17 protein-coding genes and 5 pseudogenes are annotated in these 22,105 nt (G+C 58.1%); 12 read left to right on the top strand and 10 right to left on the bottom strand.

Features of this window, described 5'->3' with window-relative positions:
* Positions 1-12: 12 nt before the first annotated feature.
* Positions 13-804, bottom strand: coding sequence for a fumarylacetoacetate hydrolase family protein (locus CDQ92_RS00290; protein ID WP_088439051.1), 792 nt, complete (start codon positions 802-804; stop codon positions 13-15).
* 53 nt (positions 805-857) lie between these two features.
* A complete protein-coding gene (locus tag CDQ92_RS20690) occupies positions 858-1,037 on the bottom strand; it encodes a hypothetical protein (RefSeq protein WP_144035663.1) in 180 nt (59 codons plus the stop codon).
* Between the two features lie 21 nt (positions 1,038-1,058).
* Here CDQ92_RS20690 and CDQ92_RS00285 point away from each other — a divergent pair, with 21 nt between their 5' ends.
* The gene (locus CDQ92_RS00285) at positions 1,059-1,823 is read left to right on the top strand and encodes an IclR family transcriptional regulator (RefSeq protein ID WP_088439049.1); all 765 of its coding nucleotides are present in this window, start codon (positions 1,059-1,061) and stop codon (positions 1,821-1,823) included.
* Positions 1,824-1,867: 44 nt separating this feature from the next.
* On the opposite strand, the gene CDQ92_RS00280 is transcribed toward CDQ92_RS00285, so the two are convergent.
* Positions 1,868-2,659: an SDR family NAD(P)-dependent oxidoreductase gene (locus CDQ92_RS00280; protein ID WP_088439047.1), complete on the bottom strand. Its 792-nt coding sequence runs from the start codon at positions 2,657-2,659 to the stop codon at positions 1,868-1,870.
* Between the two features lie 128 nt (positions 2,660-2,787).
* On the opposite strand from CDQ92_RS00280, the gene CDQ92_RS00275 reads away from it, so the two are divergent.
* From CDQ92_RS00275 to CDQ92_RS00245, 7 genes and pseudogenes are all read left to right on the top strand, one after another.
* A complete protein-coding gene (locus tag CDQ92_RS00275) occupies positions 2,788-3,630 on the top strand; it encodes an alpha/beta fold hydrolase (RefSeq protein ID WP_158213745.1) in 843 nt (280 codons plus the stop codon).
* A 68-nt stretch (positions 3,631-3,698) separates the two neighbouring features.
* Positions 3,699-5,264 (top strand): class I adenylate-forming enzyme family protein, encoded by a 1,566-nt coding sequence (locus CDQ92_RS00270; RefSeq protein ID WP_088439043.1) that lies wholly within the window; start codon positions 3,699-3,701, stop codon positions 5,262-5,264.
* Between the two features lie 63 nt (positions 5,265-5,327).
* Positions 5,328-7,508, top strand: coding sequence for a TonB-dependent receptor (locus tag CDQ92_RS00265; RefSeq protein WP_088439041.1), 2,181 nt, complete (start codon positions 5,328-5,330; stop codon positions 7,506-7,508).
* 634 nt (positions 7,509-8,142) lie between these two features.
* On the top strand, positions 8,143-8,547 hold the full coding sequence (tnpA, locus tag CDQ92_RS00260) for an IS66-like element accessory protein TnpA (protein WP_088439039.1): 405 nt from the start codon (positions 8,143-8,145) through the stop codon (positions 8,545-8,547).
* Positions 8,544-8,897: an IS66 family insertion sequence element accessory protein TnpB gene (gene tnpB / locus CDQ92_RS00255; RefSeq protein WP_088439037.1), complete on the top strand. Its 354-nt coding sequence runs from the start codon at positions 8,544-8,546 to the stop codon at positions 8,895-8,897. The genes tnpA and tnpB overlap by 4 nt, the downstream gene beginning before the upstream one ends.
* 70 nt (positions 8,898-8,967) lie before the next feature.
* Positions 8,968-9,954 (top strand): annotated as a pseudogene (tnpC, locus tag CDQ92_RS21485) (IS66 family transposase); the annotation flags it as partial.
* Positions 9,955-10,010: 56 nt separating this feature from the next.
* Positions 10,011-11,101: pseudogene (locus tag CDQ92_RS00245) on the top strand (IS3 family transposase).
* 59 nt (positions 11,102-11,160) lie between these two features.
* Here CDQ92_RS00245 and CDQ92_RS00235 read toward each other — a convergent pair.
* Together CDQ92_RS00235 and CDQ92_RS00230 are read right to left on the bottom strand one after the other, a co-directional pair.
* Positions 11,161-11,343, bottom strand: a pseudogene (locus CDQ92_RS00235) (integrase core domain-containing protein); the annotation flags it as partial.
* A 16-nt stretch (positions 11,344-11,359) separates the two neighbouring features.
* On the bottom strand, positions 11,360-12,187 hold the full coding sequence (locus tag CDQ92_RS00230) for an IS5 family transposase (protein ID WP_088439031.1): 828 nt from the start codon (positions 12,185-12,187) through the stop codon (positions 11,360-11,362).
* A 323-nt stretch (positions 12,188-12,510) separates the two neighbouring features.
* Here CDQ92_RS00230 and CDQ92_RS21775 point away from each other — a divergent pair, with 323 nt between their 5' ends.
* Positions 12,511-12,639, top strand: a complete 129-nt coding sequence (locus CDQ92_RS21775; RefSeq protein WP_268239198.1) for a hypothetical protein — start codon at positions 12,511-12,513, stop codon at positions 12,637-12,639.
* A 182-nt stretch (positions 12,640-12,821) separates the two neighbouring features.
* Positions 12,822-13,511: pseudogene (locus tag CDQ92_RS00225) on the top strand (IS256 family transposase); the annotation flags it as partial.
* Positions 13,512-13,697: 186 nt separating this feature from the next.
* Here CDQ92_RS00225 and CDQ92_RS00220 read toward each other — a convergent pair.
* Complete coding sequence (locus tag CDQ92_RS00220; protein WP_088439029.1) at positions 13,698-15,020, bottom strand: hypothetical protein; 1,323 nt, start codon at positions 15,018-15,020, stop codon at positions 13,698-13,700.
* A gap of 683 nt (positions 15,021-15,703) precedes the next feature.
* Between CDQ92_RS00220 and CDQ92_RS00215 the strand changes: the two genes are divergently transcribed.
* On the top strand, positions 15,704-18,640 hold the full coding sequence (locus CDQ92_RS00215; protein ID WP_088439027.1) for a TonB-dependent receptor: 2,937 nt from the start codon (positions 15,704-15,706) through the stop codon (positions 18,638-18,640).
* A 219-nt stretch (positions 18,641-18,859) separates the two neighbouring features.
* Here the strand turns inward: CDQ92_RS00215 and CDQ92_RS00210 are convergent, their stop codons facing one another.
* The 3 genes from CDQ92_RS00210 to CDQ92_RS00205 form a co-directional block, all read right to left on the bottom strand.
* The gene (locus tag CDQ92_RS00210) at positions 18,860-19,966 is read right to left on the bottom strand and encodes an MlaA family lipoprotein (RefSeq protein WP_088439025.1); all 1,107 of its coding nucleotides are present in this window, start codon (positions 19,964-19,966) and stop codon (positions 18,860-18,862) included.
* A 253-nt stretch (positions 19,967-20,219) separates the two neighbouring features.
* Complete coding sequence (locus tag CDQ92_RS22015) at positions 20,220-20,279, bottom strand: hypothetical protein (protein WP_444544653.1); 60 nt, start codon at positions 20,277-20,279, stop codon at positions 20,220-20,222.
* Positions 20,276-20,440 (bottom strand): DUF2274 domain-containing protein, encoded by a 165-nt coding sequence (locus CDQ92_RS00205; RefSeq protein ID WP_444544651.1) that lies wholly within the window; start codon positions 20,438-20,440, stop codon positions 20,276-20,278. Before CDQ92_RS00205 ends, CDQ92_RS22015 begins: the two co-directional genes overlap by 4 nt.
* A 105-nt stretch (positions 20,441-20,545) precedes the next feature.
* On the opposite strand from CDQ92_RS00205, the pseudogene CDQ92_RS22010 reads away from it, so the two are divergent.
* Positions 20,546-20,728 (top strand): annotated as a pseudogene (locus tag CDQ92_RS22010) (ISL3 family transposase); the annotation flags it as partial.
* Positions 20,729-21,007: 279 nt separating this feature from the next.
* Here CDQ92_RS22010 and CDQ92_RS00195 read toward each other — a convergent pair.
* Positions 21,008-22,057 carry an MlaA family lipoprotein gene (locus tag CDQ92_RS00195; RefSeq protein ID WP_158213744.1) on the bottom strand — a complete coding sequence of 350 codons (1,050 nt, stop codon included), beginning with the start codon at positions 22,055-22,057 and terminating at the stop codon, positions 21,008-21,010.
* Between the last annotated feature and the right edge of the window lie 48 nt (positions 22,058-22,105).

Genomic DNA, 22,105 nt, shown 5'->3' with positions numbered 1-22,105 from the left:
GCGGACCAAGGATTACTCGAAGGTAAGACGGCACGTTCCCAGCCCGTCGCTCAGACTGAGCAATAAGGCGTCGCCGGCGGCTATTTCGATCATCGGACCGAGCGCCCCGGAAAGGATTATCTCGCCTGCCTTGAAAGGCATGCCGAGACGACCCAGGGTATTGGCAAGCCATGCAACCGAGTTGAGTGGCGAACCCTGGACGGCTGCCCCTACGCCGTTGGCGACTTCAATCCCGTTGCGCTCGATCCTCATGCTCACGCCAGCAAGATCGATGTCCCTCGGATCGACCCGCTCTGTGCCCATTGCGAAGATGCCGCAGGACGCATTGTCGGCAACCGTATCCTCGATCCTGATGTCCCAGTCACGGATGCGGCTGTCGACGATCTCGAAGCATGCAGCGACATAGTCGGTCGCTTCCAGAACATCGGCTGCCGTCACCCCAGGCCCGACCAGATCTCGCTTCAGGCTGAAGGCGATCTCGCCTTCAGCCTTGGGCTGAATGAGAGTCGCTATGTCGATAGTTGAGCCATCGGGGACCAGCATCGCATCGGTTAATTGACCAAAATCGGGCTCGTAGACCCCGATCATTTCCTGCACCGCCTTCGAAGTGACCCCGATTTTCTTGCCGATGATCCTTTCGCCCGCATTTATACGCCGAGCAATCATGCGCTCCTGAATCCGATAGGCGTCGACGACATCCATCAGCGGATTTCGGTCCCGAAGATTCGGGATCGTCGCACCCGCAACAAGAGCCTCATAGAGCTCATCGCCAAGCGACGTGATCTCCGAAATTTCGATTGCCATTTCCAATCCCTTCCTCAAACAATTCTGTATTCCAGAACATTTTTTCTATGCATTCATTCTTTTCCGTCACGATCGACGGAATCCACATCAAGCGAACCATCAATCAATATTTGATTGGGTTGACGAGCTTTTCGCTGCCGGCTGACGATGGCATTTATCTGCCTTTCCGACATTGCCCAGCTCTGCCTTTTTTGCCACCCTTGACAGGCAAGCTTTTCGGCATAGAATCTCACCTATTGAGAGGTTGAGCCGAAATGAACGAAGAGGCCGGTACATCGGTTGCCGAGCGATTGCTCGATTTGCTGGAATGTCTTTCGTCTGCACCTTTGACAGTGAGGGAAATATCCGAAAAGTCGGGAATTCCAATATCGACGGTTCACCGCCTCATTCGGCCACTTTTGTCGCGGAAATATTTGCTGCGGCAGGGCCGTGGTCGTTATGGCCTTGGCCTGGCCAGTGTGGCACTCTCGTCGCGCGCGGATCTCGATGCCATCATCGCCAGCGCAACCAGACCGATCATCGCGATTCTGGCCAGGAATTGCAGACGCACTGTACATCTGGGTGTTTTCCGAAATAATCTTGTCCGGTATCTGGTCAGGATCGAAGCCGGGTATTCGCGCCCGCCATCGCGAGAGATGACCGAGCTTGAGGCCTATTGCACTGCCATCGGGAAGGTCCTGCTCGCTCAGCTTTCTCCCGAGCAGCTTGACGAATACCTGGCCCCCGGGGATTTCGTTTCCCTCACGAAGACTACCATCTCGCAGCCAGATTCCCTGAGAACGGAGTTAGAGGCGGTTCGCAATCAGGGTTGGGCGATCGACCGGGGCGAAATGTTTCCCGAACTGCGCTGCCTCGCTGCACCGATACATGACCGGACCGGTCGGATCATTGCGGCAATATCCGTCACCGACACTTGTAAACATGACAAACTGGACGAGGTGGAAGAGGAATTGCTCAAGCTCCTGCCACGCATCAATGCAGCGACAGAGGAAATTTCCGCTTTACTCCGGGTTCCCTAGAGCCGACCTTTCTACCAAGCAGATCTGCAGTTGCACCGACCTCCTTATCCCATTCTCGTGCTGAGTCCTGCGTCACTTACCAGGATCGTTCCGTTGAGGTTCTTGCCATCTCGTCTCGATGCAAGCAGCACATAGCATCCAGCTTGATCTTCGGCAGCTGCGGCTCGTCCGAGGGGAGATGCCTTCGCGACCATCTCGACGGTCCTGCCCTCTGCATCCAGCCGTCGCGCCGAACTGTCCAGCGCATTAAGCCCCGAAAGACCGGTCACCGTGCCTCCGGGAGCGACACCATTCACCCGAACATGGGGCGCCCATTCATAAGCCAGCTGGTAGACCACGCCACGCAGCGCAAACTTGCTTGCGGTGTACAATGTGCCGCCGCCGCCGGCCCTGAAGCTGGCATTGGAACAGCTCACGATCAAAGAGCCGCCCGATTCCTTCAGTGCCGCGGCAGAAGAGCGTGCGATCAGCAAGGTCGATAGAACGTTAATGCGGAACAGCTCTTCAAACGCGGCCTGCAGATCGGCTGCGGACATTCTGTCGATGCGCTTGTACCAGTCATAAACGCCCGCATTTGCGACCACGCAATCGAGTTTGCCGAATTTTTCAAGCGCCAGTGCGACACCGCTATCGCAAACGGCCGTATCGCTGCAATCGCCCGCCACGGTTGCACACCGATCGCCCAGGCGATCTGCTAGATCGGCGAGTGCATCCGCATTGCGATCCAGCGCAACAACATTTGTCCCTTCTTCCACGAAGCGCAGGGCCACGGCCTCCCCAATGCCTGACGCCGCACCTGTAATCAGTGCGGTTTGGCCTGCAAGATTCCCCGTCATTTCTCACCCTCTGACTTTTAGCTGATGCCAAATCGGCAATCCATACTCTGGCGTATTGACATTAACGGAGGTGCCTCGCAACACATAAGCACAAGAATATGAGAAAATTCCGGGTCTGGGAGAGAGAGATGCTCGATGGTGCGGTGATCCCCGATATCGGGGTTTCGATGGATGTCGATGGCATCCATACGAATTATCATGAAAGCGGTGCCGGCGATCCGGTGATCCTTCTTCACGGTTCGGGTCCGGGAGTCACGGCCTGGCAGAACTGGCACAGGATACTGCCTCGCCTGGGCGAAACGCATCGCGTTTTGGCCCTGGATGTCGTGGGGTTTGGCTTCAGTCCGCTTCCCGAAGGTGAAAAGCCGGGAATCAAGCTGTGGACCAAGCATCTGGCTGGCTTCATCGACGCTATGGGGCTGGATCGCGTGACCTTGATCGGCAACAGTTTTGGCGGCGCGCTTGCTCTCGGAATGATGGCTTATCACGCCCACAAGGTGCGCTCGCTCGTCCTGATGGGAACGCCAGCGGGCGAGTTCGAGCAGACCCAGGGCTTGGCAAACAGCAGAAGTTTTGAACCCAGCACGGATGCGATGCGTGCGATGATGCGCGCCTTTCCCTACGACCCTTCGATCGTCACCGACGAGGCTGTCGAGGCGCGGCTGCGGGTCGCCAAGATCGCCAGCGGGAAAGAAACCATCAAGAAGCTGCAACCCGGCGACGAGCACGAAGCCAAGGGGCCGCGGATCGTCAAGGGCATCCCCCTCCAGCAACTGGACGCTATCGACGTGCCCGCCCTCATCCTACACGGTCGGGAGGACAAGATGATTCCGCTGTCGGTTGCCGTCCGAATGCATGAACACCTCAAGAGGTCGGAAATGCACGTGTTTGGTCAATGCGGCCACTGGGTGCAACTGGAGCGCGAAGATCAGTTCCTTGACCAGGTTCGGGGCTTTCTCCGGAACAACTGAACGTCTGCCAAACCGGCAGACGCGTCCTACCTTTTCTTTACTCAGTTCCCGTCGAAGATGGTGCAAAAATGCAAAAATCGAAAGCCAGGGCCGAGATACTCCGTCGCATCGCGGATGGAGATCCGGTGTTTTCCCGGAAGGAATATTCAGACGTCGTAACGATGTTCTGGGACACCGTGGAGGCGCGTCCGGATCAGGTTGCGCTTATCGATGACGACAAGAGGCTTTCCTACGCCCAGTTTGGCGCAGCGGTGGCCGGCCTTGCCGGGCGGATTGGCAAGATAGTCATGCCGTCAGGGCGCGTCGCGATCTGCATGTCCAATTCTATCGAGGCCAATGTTGCTATTTTTGCCGCGTTGAGCGCCGGTGCAGAAATTTCGATTATCAACGCGGATTATACCCCGCGCGAGATCGGTACCCTGTTCGATATAGCCCCGCCCGGGCTGGTCTTGGCTGACCAGAGCAGTTCCGAGGTTGTCGAGGCTTCCGCCAAGAATGCCGATGCGCCCCTGATTATCGTCGGCGAGGGCGGCGTTTCCATCGACGAACTGCTCGATACCACGCCGACAAGGCCTGACGTGGAGATCACGGGCGACAGTCCCTGCATTATCATGTTTACTGGCGGATCGACCGGGACGCCCAAGGGCGTGCAGCGCACCCATCGTTCCGAAATGAGCCTCATCAAGGCGATGCATACGGCGTGGCCAACGCGCCTGCTGGAAGAGGTGTGGCTCAATGTCGCCCCGGTAAGCCATGTGTGGGGGATACACATGGGCTGCTTCAATCCGGTCTATGGCCGCTCGAGCCTCATAGTCGTTCCCCGCTTTCAGCCTGACCTGGTCGCAAGCTTGATGGAGAAGTATCGCGCTAGCGTCTTCAGCGGCGGCCCCGCCGCAATCTATCAAGGCCTGCTCGCTGCCCCTGATGCAGATCTGTCGGCCCTTTGGCTTTGCCCCGGTGGTGGATCGGTCTTCTCGCAGCAAGCCCTATCACGATGGGAGGCCAAAACCGGCCTGCCTATCCTTGAAGCCTTCGGCATGACCGAAGGTGGGCCGCTGACGGCGCAGCCGCTCGACGGCACCCATCAATACGGCACGGCCGGCCTTCCCCTACCGGGCATAGAAGTTGCCATTGCGGATCTTGACGGTAGCGGCAAGCAGCTTCCCGCCAACGAGAATGGCGAGATCCTTATCCGCGGCGAAAGGGTGATTGACCGGTACATGGGACTTCCGCCGGTGACCGAGGATGGCTGGCTGCCGACGGGTGACATCGGTTTCCTCACGCCAGACGGCTTTCTAACGGTAGTAGACCGCAAGAAGGACATGCTGATTGTCGGCGGGTTCAATGTCTACCCAAGCGAGATTGAGGAAGTTCTATCCCTGGTTCCGGCAATTTCCGACGCGGCGGTGGTCTCCGTCGCTGACGTTCGCAAGGGCGAGGTTCCGTTTGCTTTCGTGGCCGCCAGCCAGCAATCCGGGGTGGACGAGACGTTTCTTCTGAAACACTGCGCCGAAAACCTGGCAAAATACAAAATTCCGCGAACCGTTGTCGTGCTCGATGAGATTCCGAAAACTCCTGCACGCAAACCGGACAAGAAACGACTCAAGGAAATGGCGCAAGAATTATTGCAATAATTCTGTGATTTATAATTTTATAGACATGTCGATTAATTAGACGCTCTACGGGAGGCAATAAGAATGAAAATGAAGTTTTTTGCTAGCGCGGCATTAATGCCGATAATGCTTCTTCCTGCTGCGGCCTACGCGCAGGGAACCACAACCAACCCGGCACAAGAAACCGGTCAGCAGGCTGACCCTTCTGACGGCGAGATTATTGTTACCGCGACACGCCGGGAAGAAAGCCTGCAAAAGGTTCCTGTCGCAGTGACCGCGGTGTCCAGCCAGACACTGACGACTGCGGGTGTTGAAAATGTGCGTTCGCTCAACCTGGTTGCTCCTGGTTATAACGGCGGCCGCAACCAGAACGTGATGCAGCCCAGCATTCGCGGTGTCGGCTCGAACGGAACTTCGGTTGGGGACGAATCCAACGTCGCCGTCTATGTTGACGGGATCTATCAAGGCGACCCCTATTCGACGCAGATCGACCTTGTCGAAGTTTCGCGTGTAGAGGTTCTTCGCGGACCGCAGGGCACAGTGTTCGGTCGTAACGCGACAGGTGGCCTCGTCAACGTAGTGACCCCGGATCCGCAGTTTAGTGCGCGGGGCCGTTTCAAGGCAAGTGGGTCGCGCACACGCGAATCCGCGAACAATTTCGACATTAGCGGCTATGTTACCAGCGGCTTGACCGACACAATCGCTGCCGATGTCGCAGTGCTCTATCGCAACCAGGACGGATATTCGGTCAACCTGTTCAATGGCGGCACTGTCGGTGACAGAGAAACTATCTCGGTCCGCTCGAAGCTCCTGTTCCAGCCTAGCGACAAGGCCAAGTTCGTGCTCACCGTCGGCTATGTCGACACGCATGAGGAAACGGCTGGGCTCGCTCAACCCTTTAAAGGAAACTCACTGGGAGCGCTGTACGCCGGAGCGATCGTCCCCAACAAGCCATGGCAAACATCAAGCTATGTCAACGCAACCGGAACTGCGGGATTGTCTGACTACAATCGGCTCGATATCGCTCTCAAGGGCGAGTTGGATTTGGGTGGAGTCATTCTGGAATCTTCCAGCTCCTTCATGCGGACGCGTGTGCATCAAAATGCCGATTCCGATGCCACCAACATCGTGCTCGGCGAAACCGACATGCGGGTCAGGCCCGAGACGTTAACCCAGGAACTTCGCTTGATTTCGGATACCAGCGGTCCTTTGAGCTGGACTGCCGGACTCTATTATTATGAATTGAAGGGTGAGCAGCCCCTCACCTTGATAAATCGCCAAGACCCGGCACTGCCTATTGTGCCAATCAGGTTTGAGCCGAAAGTGTCGACCGCTTCCTACTCGGCCTATGCTGAGGGTACATATGAGGTGTTGCCGCAGCTTTCGATTACACTTGGCGGTCGTTTCACGACGGAGACAAGGAAATTTTCGCAGCGTATCAATGGCGCTCAGCTATTCACGGATGCGGAAAAGAAGTTCGACAAGTTCACCTATCGCGTCTCCGTTCAGTATGAAGCCACACCTGATCTGAACATTTACGGCACTTACGGAACGGGGTTCAAAAGCGGCGTCTTCAACACGTTCAGCCCGTCCAATGTCGCAGTGAATCCGGAAACGATCAGCGCGTTCGAGTTTGGCGTAAAGTCTGAACCGCTGCCCTGGCTGCGCGCAAACCTGGCGGCCTTCCATTCTTCCTATGACGATATGCAGGTGACAGCGCGAGCGGCTAACAACTCGTTCGTGCTACAGAACGCCGCCAAAGCCAAAATCTATGGTGGCGAACTGGAGCTTACAGCAGACCCCATCACGGGCTTGAATCTGCGGGCAGCGCTTGCATACACGCATGCCAAGTATGACAGTTTCCCCAACGCGCAGGCTTTCATTCCCCGACTGGGCGGTGGAAACACCGTTACTTCTGTCAATGCATCGGGAAACCAACTGATCCGCACACCTGAGTTCACGTTGTCCCTAGGTGGGCGCTACAGCTTTGATGCATTCGATGGAGAAGCCTTCCTCGGCGGAAGTCTATTCCATTCAAGCCCGGTCTATTACGACTTTCTGAATACCTTCAGGCAGGATTCCTATGAGCTCGTCTCGGCTGAGATCGGTTGGACCAGTCCGAATGACGACCTTACTTTCCGGATATTCGCGAAGAATCTTACCAATGCAGCGGTGGCCCAGCAAATTTCGCCAGGACCGCTTGGGGCTTACGTCATCTACGAACGTCCGCGCGAAGTGGGCGCGAGTGTAGAGATCAGGTTCTGATCTATCGGCGGTGCAGGACACAGATTCGTGCCCTGCACCGCCACACCTGCCCGGATATGCGTAAGCATCAGGTGAGGGCGGCAGTTGCAGGGGTTAGCCGTTTACCGGTTTCATGATGCGTTTTGCCGCGGTGTTGCGGCGGGCCGCGATACGGCCTGACCTGCCACCCGCTGGCTCCCTCGATTTGATGTAGAGTCTGCCCCAAGCTGCACTGCTACCCAACCTCAGACCACTCGGGTCTGGAGTTTTCCGCCTTGTGACCTGCACCCGGAATTCTGGACCGTTTCGAGCTGGAAAATTCCAGTTATGATTGGAGGGCCAGAATACGGAGGGTTTGATGAAAAGATCGAAGTTTTCGGAGGCGCAGATCGCCTTCGTGCTTAGTACTACAGTTGCATTTATGACCAAAATCTGATTCTTTCGCGATAGATTGGCGGAGGATCGGATCATGGCGGTTGCGGAGTGGGCAGGAACGCTTGTCGATTGGCGGGCGGCGCTTGATGAGTTGAAGGAGTATCTGGCCCCAGCGTTGGGGCGGGCGGAGACTCGGGGTAAGCGATAATCTACCCCCACATTTTCGAATGTTTTGAGATTGCTATGTTGCGGGCCTGCTGAATCGGGAGCGTAGCGAGTGATGGGTGATGTAACCACGTTCGAAAGTGGCTTCGAAAGCAACGGGAACGGCCGTGCTCGCCCGATGGAGGTGATCCCGGCAGGTCGCGAGCGTCGGCAATGGACGCCGGAAGCGAAGGCCAGGATCATCGCCGAGAGCATGGCGCCGCGGGCGAACGTCTCGGATATCGCGCGCCGGAACGATATTCTGCCGCAGCAGCTCTACGCCTGGCGCCGGGAAGCGCGGGAGCGGATGGAATCGGCCGACGCGCCGGCCTTTGTTCCGGCGATGGTCGAGGAGCCGAAAGCGCGGGGGAACAGCGCCGAGATCCGGATCAACATCAAGGGCATGACGATCCGCATTCCCGAGGGCACGACGGCAGATCACATCGAGCGCGTGCTGCTGGCGGTGCAGGTGTCGACATGATCATTCCGCCGGGACCGCTCAAAGTGCTGGTGGCGGTGAAGCCGGTCGACTTCCGCAAGGGAATGGTGGGGCTGGCGTCGCTCGTGCAGCAAGAACTGCAACGCGATCCCTTTTCCGGAATCATGTTCGTGTTCCGCTGCAAAAGGGCCGATCGGATCAAGCTTCTGCTATGGGACGGGACCGGCCTGGTGCTGGTGACGAAGCGGCTCGAGACGGGCACGTTCCGCTGGCCGCGCTTCGGCGACGGGGTGATGAGCCTGACCGCGGCGCAGGCTTCGGCGCTGATCGAAGGGCTCGACTGGGCGCGTGTTCATGCCCCGCGCGTGGCGCGTCCGGTGATGGCGTTATAGGCCGTGAAAATGACTCGTCTGGCCGCAGAAAACGGGCAGAAAACCGCGACATAATTTATCTATCCGCACCATGAGCGAGGGGGTGGAAGAGCTGCCCGACGACGTCGAGGCACTGAAGGCGATGATCATCGCCGAACGGCTCCGCTCCGCCCGGCTCCAGCACCTTCTTGATGTTCTCAACCGCATGCACTTCGGCAAGCGATCGGAAAAGATCGACAGCGGTCAGCTCGCGCTGGCGCTCGAAGATCGCGACGTGTCGATGGCCGAAGCCGAGTTGCTCGTCGAACAGGGAGAGGAAGCCACCGGCATCGCGCCGGCACGGCGCAAGCGGGCGGCCGACGAGTCCCGCGCCTCGCTGCCGGCGCATCTTCCGCGTCACGAGATCGAGATCGCGCCCGAGGCCGGTTGCTGCGCGGGCTGCGGCGGTGCGCTGCACCGGATCGGCGACGATCGGTCCGAACGGCTCGACATCATCCCCGCCCAATATCGCGTCATCGTGACGGTGCGGCCGAAGATGGCGTGTCGGTCCTGCGGCGATGGCGTCGCGCAGGCGAAGGCTCCCGCGCATGTGGTGCCGGGCGGCCTGCCGAGTGAAGCGCTGCTCGCCGACATCCTCGTCAAGAAATACGCCGACCACCTTCCGCTCTACCGGCAGGCGCAGATGATGGCGCGCCAGGGCGTGACGATCGACCGTGCGACGCTCGCGGGCTGGGTCGGCCGCGCGGCGGGCTATCTGAAGCCGATCGTCGACCGGCAGAAGGCGGAGCTTCTGAAGAGCGATCGCCTGTTCGTCGACGAGACCACAGCCAAGGTGCTCGCACCGGGAAGCGGCAAAACGAAGACCGGCTACCTGTGGGCGATGGTCCGAGATGATCGGGCATCTGGCGGCGTCGATCCACCCGCGATCATTTACAGCTACATGCCGGGCCGGGGCGGCATGTGGGCGAAGAAGCTCCTCGGTGATTATCACGGTATCCTGCAGGTCGATGGCTATGAAGCCTATGGTCAGTTCGGCAAGGCGGGCCGTCCCGGCGGACCCTCCGTGCTGGCCTATTGCTGTCTGGGCTTGGTCCCGATGGCGCCAAACCCACCAAGCGATCGCGGCTCAAAGTCATCGAAGAATACGACATCAAATGCAACTGTAGTACTAAGCAGGCGGACGATGGGACGTCGGTCGGCGAGGTGTGTCGCAAGGCCGGGATCAGCGAGGCGACGTACTACAACTGGCGCAAGAAATACGCCGGGTTGATGCCGTCGGAGATGAAGCGTCTGCGGCAGCTCGAGGACGAGAACGCCAAGCTCAAACGGCTGGTTGCGGATCTCAGTCTGGACAAGGCGATGTTGCAGGATGTCGTCTCGCGAAAGCTCTGAGGCCTGATCGGCGACGCGAGCTGGTCGATAATGTCCGCAGTACATGGCAGGTCAGCATCCGCAGGGCCTGCAGCGTGCTCCGGGCGGAACGATCCAGCTACCACTATGTTGGCAAAAGCACCGATCAGGCCGACCTCAAGCAACGGATCAAAGAGATCGCGGAGACGCGGGTACGGTACGGCTATTGCCGTATCCATGTCCTACTGCAGCGCGAAGGCTGGGCGATCAACGGCAAGCGAGTTTACCGGCTTTACAGGGAGATGGGTCTGCAACTGCGCAAGAAGGCGCCGAAGCGACGGGTAAAGGCAAAGCTGAGGGAAGGCCGCTGTGCGGCCTCCCGCGTCAATGATGTATGGGCCATGGACTTCGTCCATGACCAGTTGGCGACCGGTCCGAAGCTGCGTGTTCTGACGGTCGTGGATACGTTCAGCCGCTACTCGCCGGCGGTGGTTCCGCGGTTCCGCTTCCGCGCTCCGGATGTGGTGGAAGTACTGGAACGGGTCTGTGCCGAGGTCGGCTATCCAGCCTCGATCCGGGTTGATCAGGGCAGCGAGTTTATATCCCGCGAGCTGGATCTGTGGGCCTACATGAAAGGAGTGACGCTCGACTTCTCGCGGCCTGGCAAGCCAACGGATAATGCGTTTATCGAGTCCTTCAACGGCAAGTTCCGGGCGGAATGCCTGAACCAGCATTGATTCATGAGCCTGGATGACGCGGTCCGAAAATGCGAGGCTTGGCGTAGAGACTACAACGAAGTACGACCGCACAGCGCGATCGGCAACAAACCGCCGATATCGCTCATGTTGGCATCAGCGGCACATGGCCCGCCCTGATGCACGCACGCTGGAAGGCCGCCAGCCAAGTGGTCCAGCATCGGGGTGCAGGTCAGTATCGGGGGGATATTCCCGATCGCGCTGTGCGGTCGCTCTTCGTTGTAGTGTCTACGCCAGGCCTCCAGCTTTTCGCAAGCGTCTTGCAGTGACAGGAACCAGTGCGCGTTCAGGCATTCGCTACGCAGCTCGCTGTTGAACGCTTCGATGAACGCATTGTCGGTGGGCTTAGAGTCTGATTCAAAACTATCTCGTGTAATTTCATGCTCTTGCGATACGGCGTGTGAAGAGCTGGATTGATGCGATGAACAGCCAGGCGGTTGCTGAGGCGATGGTTTGTTCGAAGTCCTTGGCGAGACGTCGGTTGCGGCTGAGCCATGCAAAGGTTCGTTCCACCACCCAGCGGCGCGGCAGCACCTCGAAGCCTTTGGCGGTGTCGGACCGCTTGATGATTTCGATGGTCCATTTGCTCTTTCCGATCTTGCTCAGTGCCTCCCGGAGCTTGTCACCGGCATACCCACCATCGGCGAAGACGTGCCGCAGCCACGGGAAGCGGCGGATTATTTCGGCGAGGACGAACGGTGCACCGTCGCGGTCCTGGATGTCGGCGGTGTGGATCACAGCATGAACCAGGTTACCGTCTGTGTCGGTCAGGATGTGGCGCTTGCGGCCCTTGATTTTCTTGCCCGCATCGTAGCCCCGAGGCCCGCCGCTCTCGGTGGTTTTGACACTCTGGCTGTCGATCACTCCCGCACTGGGCGAAGCTTCGCGCCCTACCGCTTCCCGGCCGATCAGAAGCAGAGCATGATTGAGCGAAAGCCACAGACCATTGTCGCGCCACAGGTAGAACCAGCGTCGTACCGTCGAGACCGGAGGAAAGCAGGGCGGCAACATCCGCCAAGGCAGCCCTCCGCGCAGCAGATACAGGATCGCCTCGACGATGCGCCGCAGCGGCCACTTCCGCGGGCGCCCAACGTGTGAAGGCTGCGGAAGAAACGGCTTCAGCACGGCCCATTCCGCGTCAGTCAAATCGCTTGGCAAAGTCAGCTGTGCACGGGCATACTGCGCCCGAGTGGTGTCGGTCCACATCGTCGAACTCCGGAAGTTTGTTGCAAAACCCCGTGAATCAGCGACTTGGGATGGCGTCAAGCTAACCCGCTGACACCACTCAACTTAATTTCGGATCAGGCTCTTACCAGGGCGGGAGAAGTCCAAGGTCACACCGCGCTGGTAAGCCCACAGATCCATATCCCGAGAGATAGTCGCCCGTGAAAAACGCTGAACCCCGCGGAGATGCGTGTGTTTGAGCTCAGATCAAGTATTCCGATTTGCAAGTTTTTGGCCGCTTTGGTGCAAAAGCCTTGTGATTTGGTGTGGGGTTGCACGTAGAATATTGCCCTTGCGGTGGTGCTATGATTCAATCGGTTCGACGAGACACCGAGGATTTCGAGATGCCCCCGAAGAAGCCGAAATTGCGCGACGACGAACTGTTCCGGATGCAGCTGGTCAACATGATCGACATGGAGCATTCGCTGGTGTAGCTGGCCGGGATGATTGACTGGATCACGCTTCGACGAGGCTTATGGGCGGTTCTACACCTGCAAGGGCCGGCCAGGCCGGGACTGTCATGATTTTCGTGTGTGGGCGGGCATAATGGGTAAAAAGGAGTCCCCCTACGTCCCGACGCAAAGAACCCGCTATACCTAATGAGCTTCTCGACCAACTGCTGGCAGGAGGCGCCGCCAGTGCCGCATTTTAGCAGGGCGGTTTGCTGGACTCGCTGAAGAAGGCGCTTACGGAGCGCGCGTTGAACGCAGAGATGGATCACCATCTGGCGACAGGCGAAGGCGCTGGTAACGTGCGCAACGGCTATGGCCGGAAGACCGTAACAACCGAGACGGGCAAGCTGGAGATCGACATTCCGCGCGACCGCCAGTCGAGCTTCGATCCGCAGCTGATCGCCAAGTATCAGCGCCGTTTCCCCGGTTTCGACGAGAAGATCATCTCGATGTACGCACGTGGTATGAGCACCCGGGAGATCACTGGGCATCTGCGTGATCTGTACGGCATTGACGTTTCACCCGATCTGATCAGCACGGTAACGGACGCCGTGCTCGACGAGGTCGCAACCTGGCAGCAGCGGCCGCTCGATCCGATTTACCCGCTGGTCTTCTTCGATGCGATCCGGGTCAAGATCCGCGACGAAGGGATGGTTCGCAATAAAGCCATCCACATCGCCTTGGGCGTCCGCGCCGATGGCGCAAAGGAGGTGCTCGGGCTGTAGCTTGAGCAAAATGAGGGTGCCAAATTCTGGCTGCGCGTGATGAACGAGCTCAGGAACCGCGGCACAGAGGATATCCTGCTTGCCGTCGTCGACGGCCTAAAAGGCTTTCCCGATGCGATTACCGCCGTCATGAATCAGCGCATGAGTCTCAGGTCAAGCTTTTGTCCGCGAAACCTAAATGCGTAAGGGTGATGTCGGCGAGCTGCGTGACAGACAGGCTGCCCGCCATTGATCTGAATAAGGCCTCGTCATTCCGCAATCAGGCGAATTTAAATGGCGCCATCTCTGAAATGGAGACGGCGCCGTTCTTACAGGTCAGAGCCGCCCGCAGCCCCGCAGGGTATCGCGCAGCACCGCAATTGAATTACTGAGCGAGGCTTCGCCTTCCAGCCGCCCGTTGATACGTAGCATCACCGTGCCGCTTTGCTGCATGAGCAGGGGAACAAGTTGCGTGCCCGTCACGCCGCCGATCCATTGCGTGCCGTTCGCATTGGCGCGCTGAACGGATATGCTAACGAGCCGACCGGAGAAGTTCCACGTCATCGTCATCGCATTGTCGGCGGAGGGCTTGTTGAGCAGCATCGCCATGTAGGGCTTTCCGCCTTCACAATAGAGACTGAGGGCTTCGATGTTGGGAGATGCCGCCGCGCTCACATAAGCCATGGGCGCGCGACCTTGCACCGGTACAACTTCCCAGGGTGTACCGGGAAGCGGCACTGCCGTTTCGGGCGGGCTTTTGTCCAACAGCGTCTTGATTTCCGGCGCAATCGGCAGCCTAACGCCCGAAGCAGACGGATAAACTGTTAGCTTGCCGCGCTCCCAAAGGCCCACCTGCACCGCACGGCGCGCCGGGTCTATCATTATATAGGCCTGCTCCACACCGCCCTGATGCTGCGCATTGCCGGAAAGATAGTAATAGTTCCCAGCCCGCTGCAATGGCGAGACGGCTGAGAGATTGGTCCGCAGCGCAGCCATCTTCGGCCCCATCCGGGCCTTCAATGCCGCAGCCAAGGCACCCTTATCGAACAGGTCGATATTGTCCTTGGCGTAGCTTCCCGGATATTTTCCGACGAGGCTGGCGAGATTGGTCCATTCCGCTGGAATGCCTTGCACGGCAACCGTCGGTTCAGGCCGTGGCGGCACTGGCGTGCCAGCTAGAGCGCTGCCCTTGCAGAGCGTGAACGGGCCGCCACCCGTGAAGGCCGCGTGGAAAGAATCTGGGCGTTGGCCGCGCGGCAGATCGGCTTCAAAGCGGATGACACCGCGCTTCTCGTCGTCGTTCACATACATTAGAACCCGACCAAAATCATTGCTGCTAACTGGAAAGGGGAAAAATACTGCCATGATGCCGTCATAGCTCTGGCCCATGAAGGTGAGAGCATATTCCACCCGAGGGGGCTTTATTTCCCGACCATTGGCGCGGAACGTCATGCCCTTTTCATCGATGGTTACGCGCGGTTCCTTTGAGCAGTCGCCGCGCGGGGCGTAGCTGCCAAAGATATGGTCGACGCCCTGATCCTTGAAGCTGGACAGTGGTAGCGCCTGCGCACTTGCGGCAGCAATCGTGGCAATCGCACAAGCGGCAAGACCTACACCCGAAAGGCGGATTGTGGACGGCATGTGAAATGGCAATGTCATGTCAAATCCCCATCGAAGTGGTGACGGTTTCGCGCGCACATGGCTCAGTCACGAGGCAAATTGGTGCGCCGGTCGCCTTGATCCTATTTGGCCAACAGGATAGCTGACTCAAGGGATGGTTTGGTTCTGGTCATGGATGCCCCCACGTGAAAGCCCTGCCCGGCAGGGACCGTGACGTGGTTAATACGATCTTGATGACTCTAAAATGAACAGGAAGAAATAGGTGAACTGACCTCATCCCCTGGTTTCCACCAGCCGGGATCAGAGTCCGGCCTTTTGCACTGCTACCCAACCTTGGACCACGCGGGTCATGCGCTCCGGATCGGGCATGCCGTACCAGCAGCATCCAAAAGTCGTCGGCGCGCGCTCGACCGCGCCAAGGCTGAAGCGCTGACAGCAAGCATCGGATGTATAAACTGATTTCTTCGGATCTCAGATGGCACACCTCCCACCGCCCCGAGCAATATAATAAAGTGCCATAATAAAGTTCTTTACCAAATACCGAAAAACTGCTCAGCTTCCAGCCGGGCGGCGAGAGTCTTTTCCTCTCCGGAAATCTCCTTCTGGCCACCTCTCAAACTCGGGGCAGCTCGGCGAGCTGCCCCATTTTTGAACATCGACAATCGGGGAAAGGCACGGGTTCGCGCAAGAAACTAAAAAATCGAGACAGGGAGAGAAGGGTGATGAATAACAAAGCCTATTGGTTGGCAAGCGCCGTCCTGATGGCGTTGCCACAGGTCTCAAATGCTCAGGAAACCAGAGCCGAAGAGCCAGATGGCGGTAACGATGTCATCGTCGTTACGGCGCAACGTCGGGCGCAAAGCTTGCAAGACGTGCCGATCGCTGTCAGCGCATTCAGCGCTGAAGCGCTTGAAAGCCAGCAGATCGAAAATGCCTCGGATCTACAGCTGACGCTGCCCAATGTATCCTTCTCGAAAGGCAATTTTACCTCAGCTTCATTCACTATTCGCGGCGTTGGCGACCTGTGCGTCGGCGTCACCTGCGATGCTGCGACCGCAATCCATGTCAATGGATCACCCTTGTTCGGAACACGCCTGTTCGAGACCGAATATTTCGATCTGGAACGGATTGAAGTCCTTCGCGGACCTCAAGGCACCCTGTTCGGTCGGAATGCGACCTCCGGGGTCGTGAATGTCGTGACCGCGAAACCCAAACTCTCCCGTTTCGAGGCTGAAGCGCAATTCGAGTATGGCAATTTCAACAGCATCGAAGCGCGTGGCATGGTCAATGTCCCGATCGGGGATATGATCGGCGTGAGACTGGCGGGCATATATGTGAACCGCGACGGTTATACGACGAATCTTTATGATGGATCGGACATCGACACTCGGGACCTTTACGCGTTGCGAGGCTCACTTCGTTTCGAGCCCGGTCCTGATACGACGATCGATCTCATGGGCTATTATTTCCGGGAAAAGGACACGCGCCTCAGAAACCAGAAACAAACGTGCCAACGCGATCCATTGGGCGTGCTCGGATGCCTGAACAATCGACGTGATTTCGATACCACGAACGCAAATTCAACGGTCGGTGCGACGCTCAGTTCTTCCGAGTTCTTCGCCATTCAGGGCATTCCCGCCGTACTCGGCCTTGGCAGCCTTTATGGCCCTGACGGGTTTTCCGGGTTTCAGGAGCCTGGCGATGTGCGTGTCGTCAACACGGCCTATACGCCCTTCTATTTTGCGGAAGAGCTACAGGTGCAGGCGCGCCTTGAGCAAAAATTCGGCGCGATGACCCTGACGGCCACCGGCATTTATCAGGATACTGAAGTCGATTCCAGGCAGGACTATTTTCTTGGAATTCAAAGCCGTGCCGGTTTCGCCCCGGCGCTCAATACGCTGGCCTTTTTTGCGGCTAACGGATTGCCGACGGGTCTTGCTCCGCCGGCGCCGGCCTTCATTCCCGGCTCCTCGGCCTATTTTTCGCCGATGGCCGGCGCTCTCATCCCGGACGGTCCGCAGGGCGTGCTGTGCACCTCGGATAATGATGATGGAAGCAGAGGCGCTTTCGAAGGGAACTCGCTGTGTTCCGAAACGCCGCTTTCTTTCGATCGATCTTCGGAACAACGCGAATCGTGGAGCGGAGAGCTCATCCTTACGAGTGACTTCGACGGGCCGTTCAATTTCCTGTTGGGGGGAATTTACGCGAAATCGAAAACCACCGACAATAGCTATTATGTGAACTCGTTTGCGCTCGATTACGCCAGTGCCATATTGGGTTCATTCGGCTCCTTGTCGGGCGGCCTTCCGCCATCCTATTTCGCGACGTCGATGTATCGGAACAACTCGCTGGAATCGAATCTGGAGAGCTATGGGATTTTCGGCGAGGTCTATTTCGATCTAAGCGACCGGCTGACGTTGACCGGGGGGCTGCGTTACAACAATGACAAGAAGGATGTAACGGCGCGTACGACACTGATCAGTTTCCTGAACCCTTATGCCAACGATGGAGATCCGTTCGATACCCCGATAACGCCTCTCACCGGGCCGTCTGGACTTTTCGATGCCGACCCGGGGACACCGGGCCAACAGCTCGCCCAGTTTCGCGAAGTAAGCTTCGACGAAATTACCGGACGAGCAGTTCTGGCCTTCGAGGTTACGCCGGACAATTCACTCTATGCATCTTACTCGAGGGGTTACAAATCCGGCGGTATCAATCCTCCGCTTTCTCCGATTTTCGCCGTCAGCGAGAGTTTCGGCTCTGAATCGATCGATGCCTTCGAGATTGGCTCCAAGAACGTCTTCGCAAACGGCGCGTTGCAACTGAATGCCACCGCATTTTACTACAAATATAGTGGACTGCAGCTCAGCCGCATCGTGGCAAGAACGTCTGTGAATGACACGGTTGACGCCAATATCTGGGGTGTCGAACTGGAGTCCGTCATCAGGCCGGACCCGAACTGGCTTATCAATCTGTCCTTCAGCTATCTCAATGCCAAGGTCGCCGGCGATCAATTCTTCTCCAATCCGCGTGATCCGGGCGGCGGGGATCCTGATGCCGTGATTATCAAGGACATCAGCAATGGTGCGCACTGCGCTGTCACGGGACCTGCGCCTGGCGTTGCTGATGCGTTCGTTGCGGGTGTAAATGCGGCTCTCGGCCTTCGCGCACCGCAGGAATTTCCTTCGGACGGCAATATCGCCTCCAGCGGCGCGTTCGGCATTTGCGGTGTCCTCGCGAGCGCTATCCCTGCGAACAGCGGGATCCAGGTCTTGAGTCCTGGCGTCGAGGTTAACATCAAGGGCAACACATTGCCCCAAGCACCGAATGTCAAGGTCTCGATGGGCGTGCAGTACACGGCAGAGGTCGGAAATGGTATGACACTCGTCCCCCGCGTCGACATTTCCATGACCGGAAAGCAATATGGCAATATCTTCAACGGCAGGATTAATCGCATCGAACCTTTCGTACAGGCTAATGCGGTTTTGCAGTTGAATGGTGCCGACGAGCGCTGGTTTGTCCGGGGGTTCGTTCAGAATATCTTCGATAGCAACTCAGTTACCGGACTTTATGTCACCGATGCATCTTCCGGCAATTTTACGAATATCTACACGCTTGATCCGCGGCGTTATGGTGTCGCGATCGGCGCAAAATTCTAATGATTTAGCTTTCCCAATCTAACGGGAAAAATCATACCGCATGAAAATCGCGGCGTCGGAGTGCCAGTAGTAGGCCCTCCGACGCCGATTTCATGCGCCAATAGCAGTCTTGGGCGAGGGATGGGTGTGAGATACGTCCGGCGTACGCAGGGCGGAAGCTTGCGCCTCGCGCGAGCGACATGGGAGGCACATTGGCTCCTGCCCCTCGAATCTGCAAAATTAACGCTGGGGGTGGGGACGCGGACCGACCGGGGTCGGCGTTTCATGTTCAGTGGGCTCGGCGGCGGTAGGTGTTTCAGGATCGGTAAACGAGCCGGGCTGGCTGTGCGTGGTTTCGGCTTGGAGTCCGGCAGTGCCGTCCCTGCCTTTGCCCCTTAACGAGTCGATTTGTCGTTGGCGCATGTCGAGGTAGAGGGTTCGTGTTTCGACATAGGGATCAGCGCTTTGCTCTTGCAGACGCTTGATCTCGGTGTCGCCCTCGATCCGATCATTGAGTTGCCTGATCACGGTAGTCGGAACTGCATAGGCGGTGCGGTTGAACGGCGCGCCCACAGCCGTTGGCACGACGAGCAAGTCGATGCTGTTTCCAGCCAGATCGCGCAATGTTGTTGGGCCAACGAGCGGGAGATAGAAATAAGGACCGGGCTCGACGCCGTAAAAACCCAATGTATTGGCAAAGCCGTTGCGCCGGTAGGGCAGGTTGAACGGCTTGGTCTTCGCAACATCGACAAGACCCCCGACCCCGAAGGTCGTGTTGACGACGAAGCGGCCGAGCGTCTCGGCGGCCTTTCCGATCTTGAACTGCAACAGGAAGTTCAGGAAATTGACGGGTTCGCCAAGGTTTCGCAGCGCATTGCCTACCCCGTCGCGAACGGGTTCGGGGACGATCCCTTGATAGCCGGTAGCGACGGGGGCCACGAATGCCTTGTCGATCGACTGGACCGCCCGATAAGATGCAATATTGGCTTCTTGGAGCGGATCACCAGCAGGCGGTTCTCCACGCGCAGTCACCACAATATCAGCGGGTGACGAGGAAATTTCGATCGGCGGCTCGCCCGCTGAGGAGGGCGGCGCGGCAGGAGAAGGGGAATGTCGGTCATCGACGGTCGGCACGACGACCGGCGGTTCCAGCGGTGTCTGGGCGCCTTTGTTTCCCTGCCGCTCGGTCTGCGTCTGGGTTTCAGCTGGAACGTCCACGGTAGGCGGCGTTGCCCCGGACAGCAAGAGAAACGCTGTGACGGATGACAGGCTCATCGCGCGCTGGATCCAGTGATCATGTAACCGATGAACATTAGATGCATCTGCTAAACTCCGGCTGGGGGGCATCAACCCGAAATTGTGCTCACCGCCAGCAACTGCGCCTTGCCGCCGGACCCGCGATGCGGGCCGGCCATCTTACCCTTCCCTCATCAGGAGGGAAGCCTAAACAGGTTCGGCCTGCCGCTCCGCCGCATGGAACGCAGGACCGCCGCCAGTTGACGCCTTCCGCTAAGGAATTACGATCTTTGCTGAACGTCGTGTCTTGGAGCTTTGCTCTGTTCACCTGCGCCGGCATCTGTTGATCTGCCATTGCCCTTTGTCAGCGGCGGCGCCGCTCTGTAGCAAAGCCTCGATCGGTGGCGATGAAACGCTCGATCATGGGTACGGCATCTTTTCAGCCGGCAAGGGCTCAGCGAGGCCGGTCGCTCGGGCGTGGACTTCGGCATAGATGGTCAACTCGCGGAATAGCCCCCCTGGAAGGTCGATCGATAGCTTCACCGGCTTATCATCGGCGATCGGACCGAGCCGCAGCTTGGTCATGGTGCGGCTCCCGTAGCGGGATCAAGGATCAGGTCGCGCGTTACAAGGATCCTGAGATCGAACCCCGGCCAGATCGTGATTGTCGGCTGCATCTGGAGTTGCGGGGAACTTGGCAGCTTTGCGGCCGGCATCGCCCGCGACATCGATGCCGTGAAAGGCGCCATTCTGACCCGGTGGACGACGAGTCCGGTCGAAGGTCAGATCAGCAGGGTCAAAGCCATAAAGCGGCAGATGTACGGACGCGCAAACTACCAACTTCTGCGACAGCGAGTTCTATTGGCCGGCTGACCATCGATGAGGACAACAAAGGCCTCGTCGAGCATCCTGTGTGGATCAGCGTTGGAGCGGGCCCCTCCTCTTTCACGATCTATCATTTTGAATTACCCTAAAAAGGCGGTTTTGACCGGGGTCCCGATAGGACGCCGGCATGCGCCAGTATAGGCATAACAATCAATGCCTAAGCTTTCGTGAAGCGTGGCCCCACTCTGACGCTGATCTGACGCTGATCGACAATTCTCCGTCTCGAAGACCGCAGCATCCGAGCATTGTTGCTGGCCGCAGATTTTCTCAGTCTTCGATCGGAAGGGTCGTGCCTCTGCTCAAGGTTTCTGCACAATCTGACGCTGTGTCGGCTGATGGATCGGAAGCCTGAGGTGCGACAAGCGTGTCGGGAATGACCATATCAGGCTCGCCCGCCCGATCGCGATCCTTGCCGCGCAACACGTCAATTTCCCGCTGCCGCATCTCGAGATACAAGCTGCGCGTCTCCACATAGGGATCGGCGCTTTCCTCTTGCAAACGCTCGATTTCCGCATCCCGCGCGACACGATCGTTCAGCCTGTTGATGACGGTGGTCGGGACAGCATAGGCGGTCTGGTTGAAAGGCTTGCCAACGGAAACGGGTAAGACGAGCAGGTCGATGCCGTCGCCGACCATATCGCGCAATGTCGTGGGCCCCACCAGCGGAAGGAAGAAATAGGGGCCAGGCTCCACCCCATAGAAACCAAGCGTGTTTGCGAAGCCGTTGGGTCGATAAGGCAGATTGACGGGCGGCTTTTTGGCGACGTCGAAAATGCCCGCGACGCCGATCGTCGAGTTGATCGCGAAGCGGCCGACCGTTTCCACAGCCTTTCCTATCTTGAATTGGAACAGGAAGTTCAGAAAATTGATCGGCTCTCTGAGATTGCGCAAGGCGTTGCCAAGACCATCACGGATCGGCTTCGGAACGCCCCCCTCATATCCCTTGGCGATCGGCCCAACGAGAGCCTTGTCGACCGACTGAGCGACCTGGAAGGCCTCAATATTCACATTCTGGAGTGGGTCGCCCGGCGGCGCTTCGCTTCGTGCGGTCACAATAATTTCGTCCGGCGCTGCTTCAGCCGTATTTCCAGCTTCCGCCGGCACGTCGCTCAATTGTCCTGCTGCCACCGGCCCTTCGCCGATCATGACAGGGGTCTGCATTTCGTCCTGCGGATTCACAATCATCGGACATGGTTCGGCAGAAGCTGCTTGAGCTTGAGCTGTCCGGACCAATGGCTCATTCTGGTGAACAATGCCTATTTCTTCGGGCTGCGTTCCGATCAGAAGGAAAGCGGCAGCACTGGCCACGACGCTCATTTTGCGATTATCTCCCATATTTCGAACATCTTTGGCGTCCAATGCCCC

The sequence above is a fragment of the Sphingopyxis bauzanensis genome, assembly GCF_002205675.1.
Lineage (GTDB): Bacteria > Pseudomonadota > Alphaproteobacteria > Sphingomonadales > Sphingomonadaceae > Sphingopyxis > Sphingopyxis bauzanensis.
This window is presented reverse-complemented; position numbering and strand designations above follow the sequence as displayed.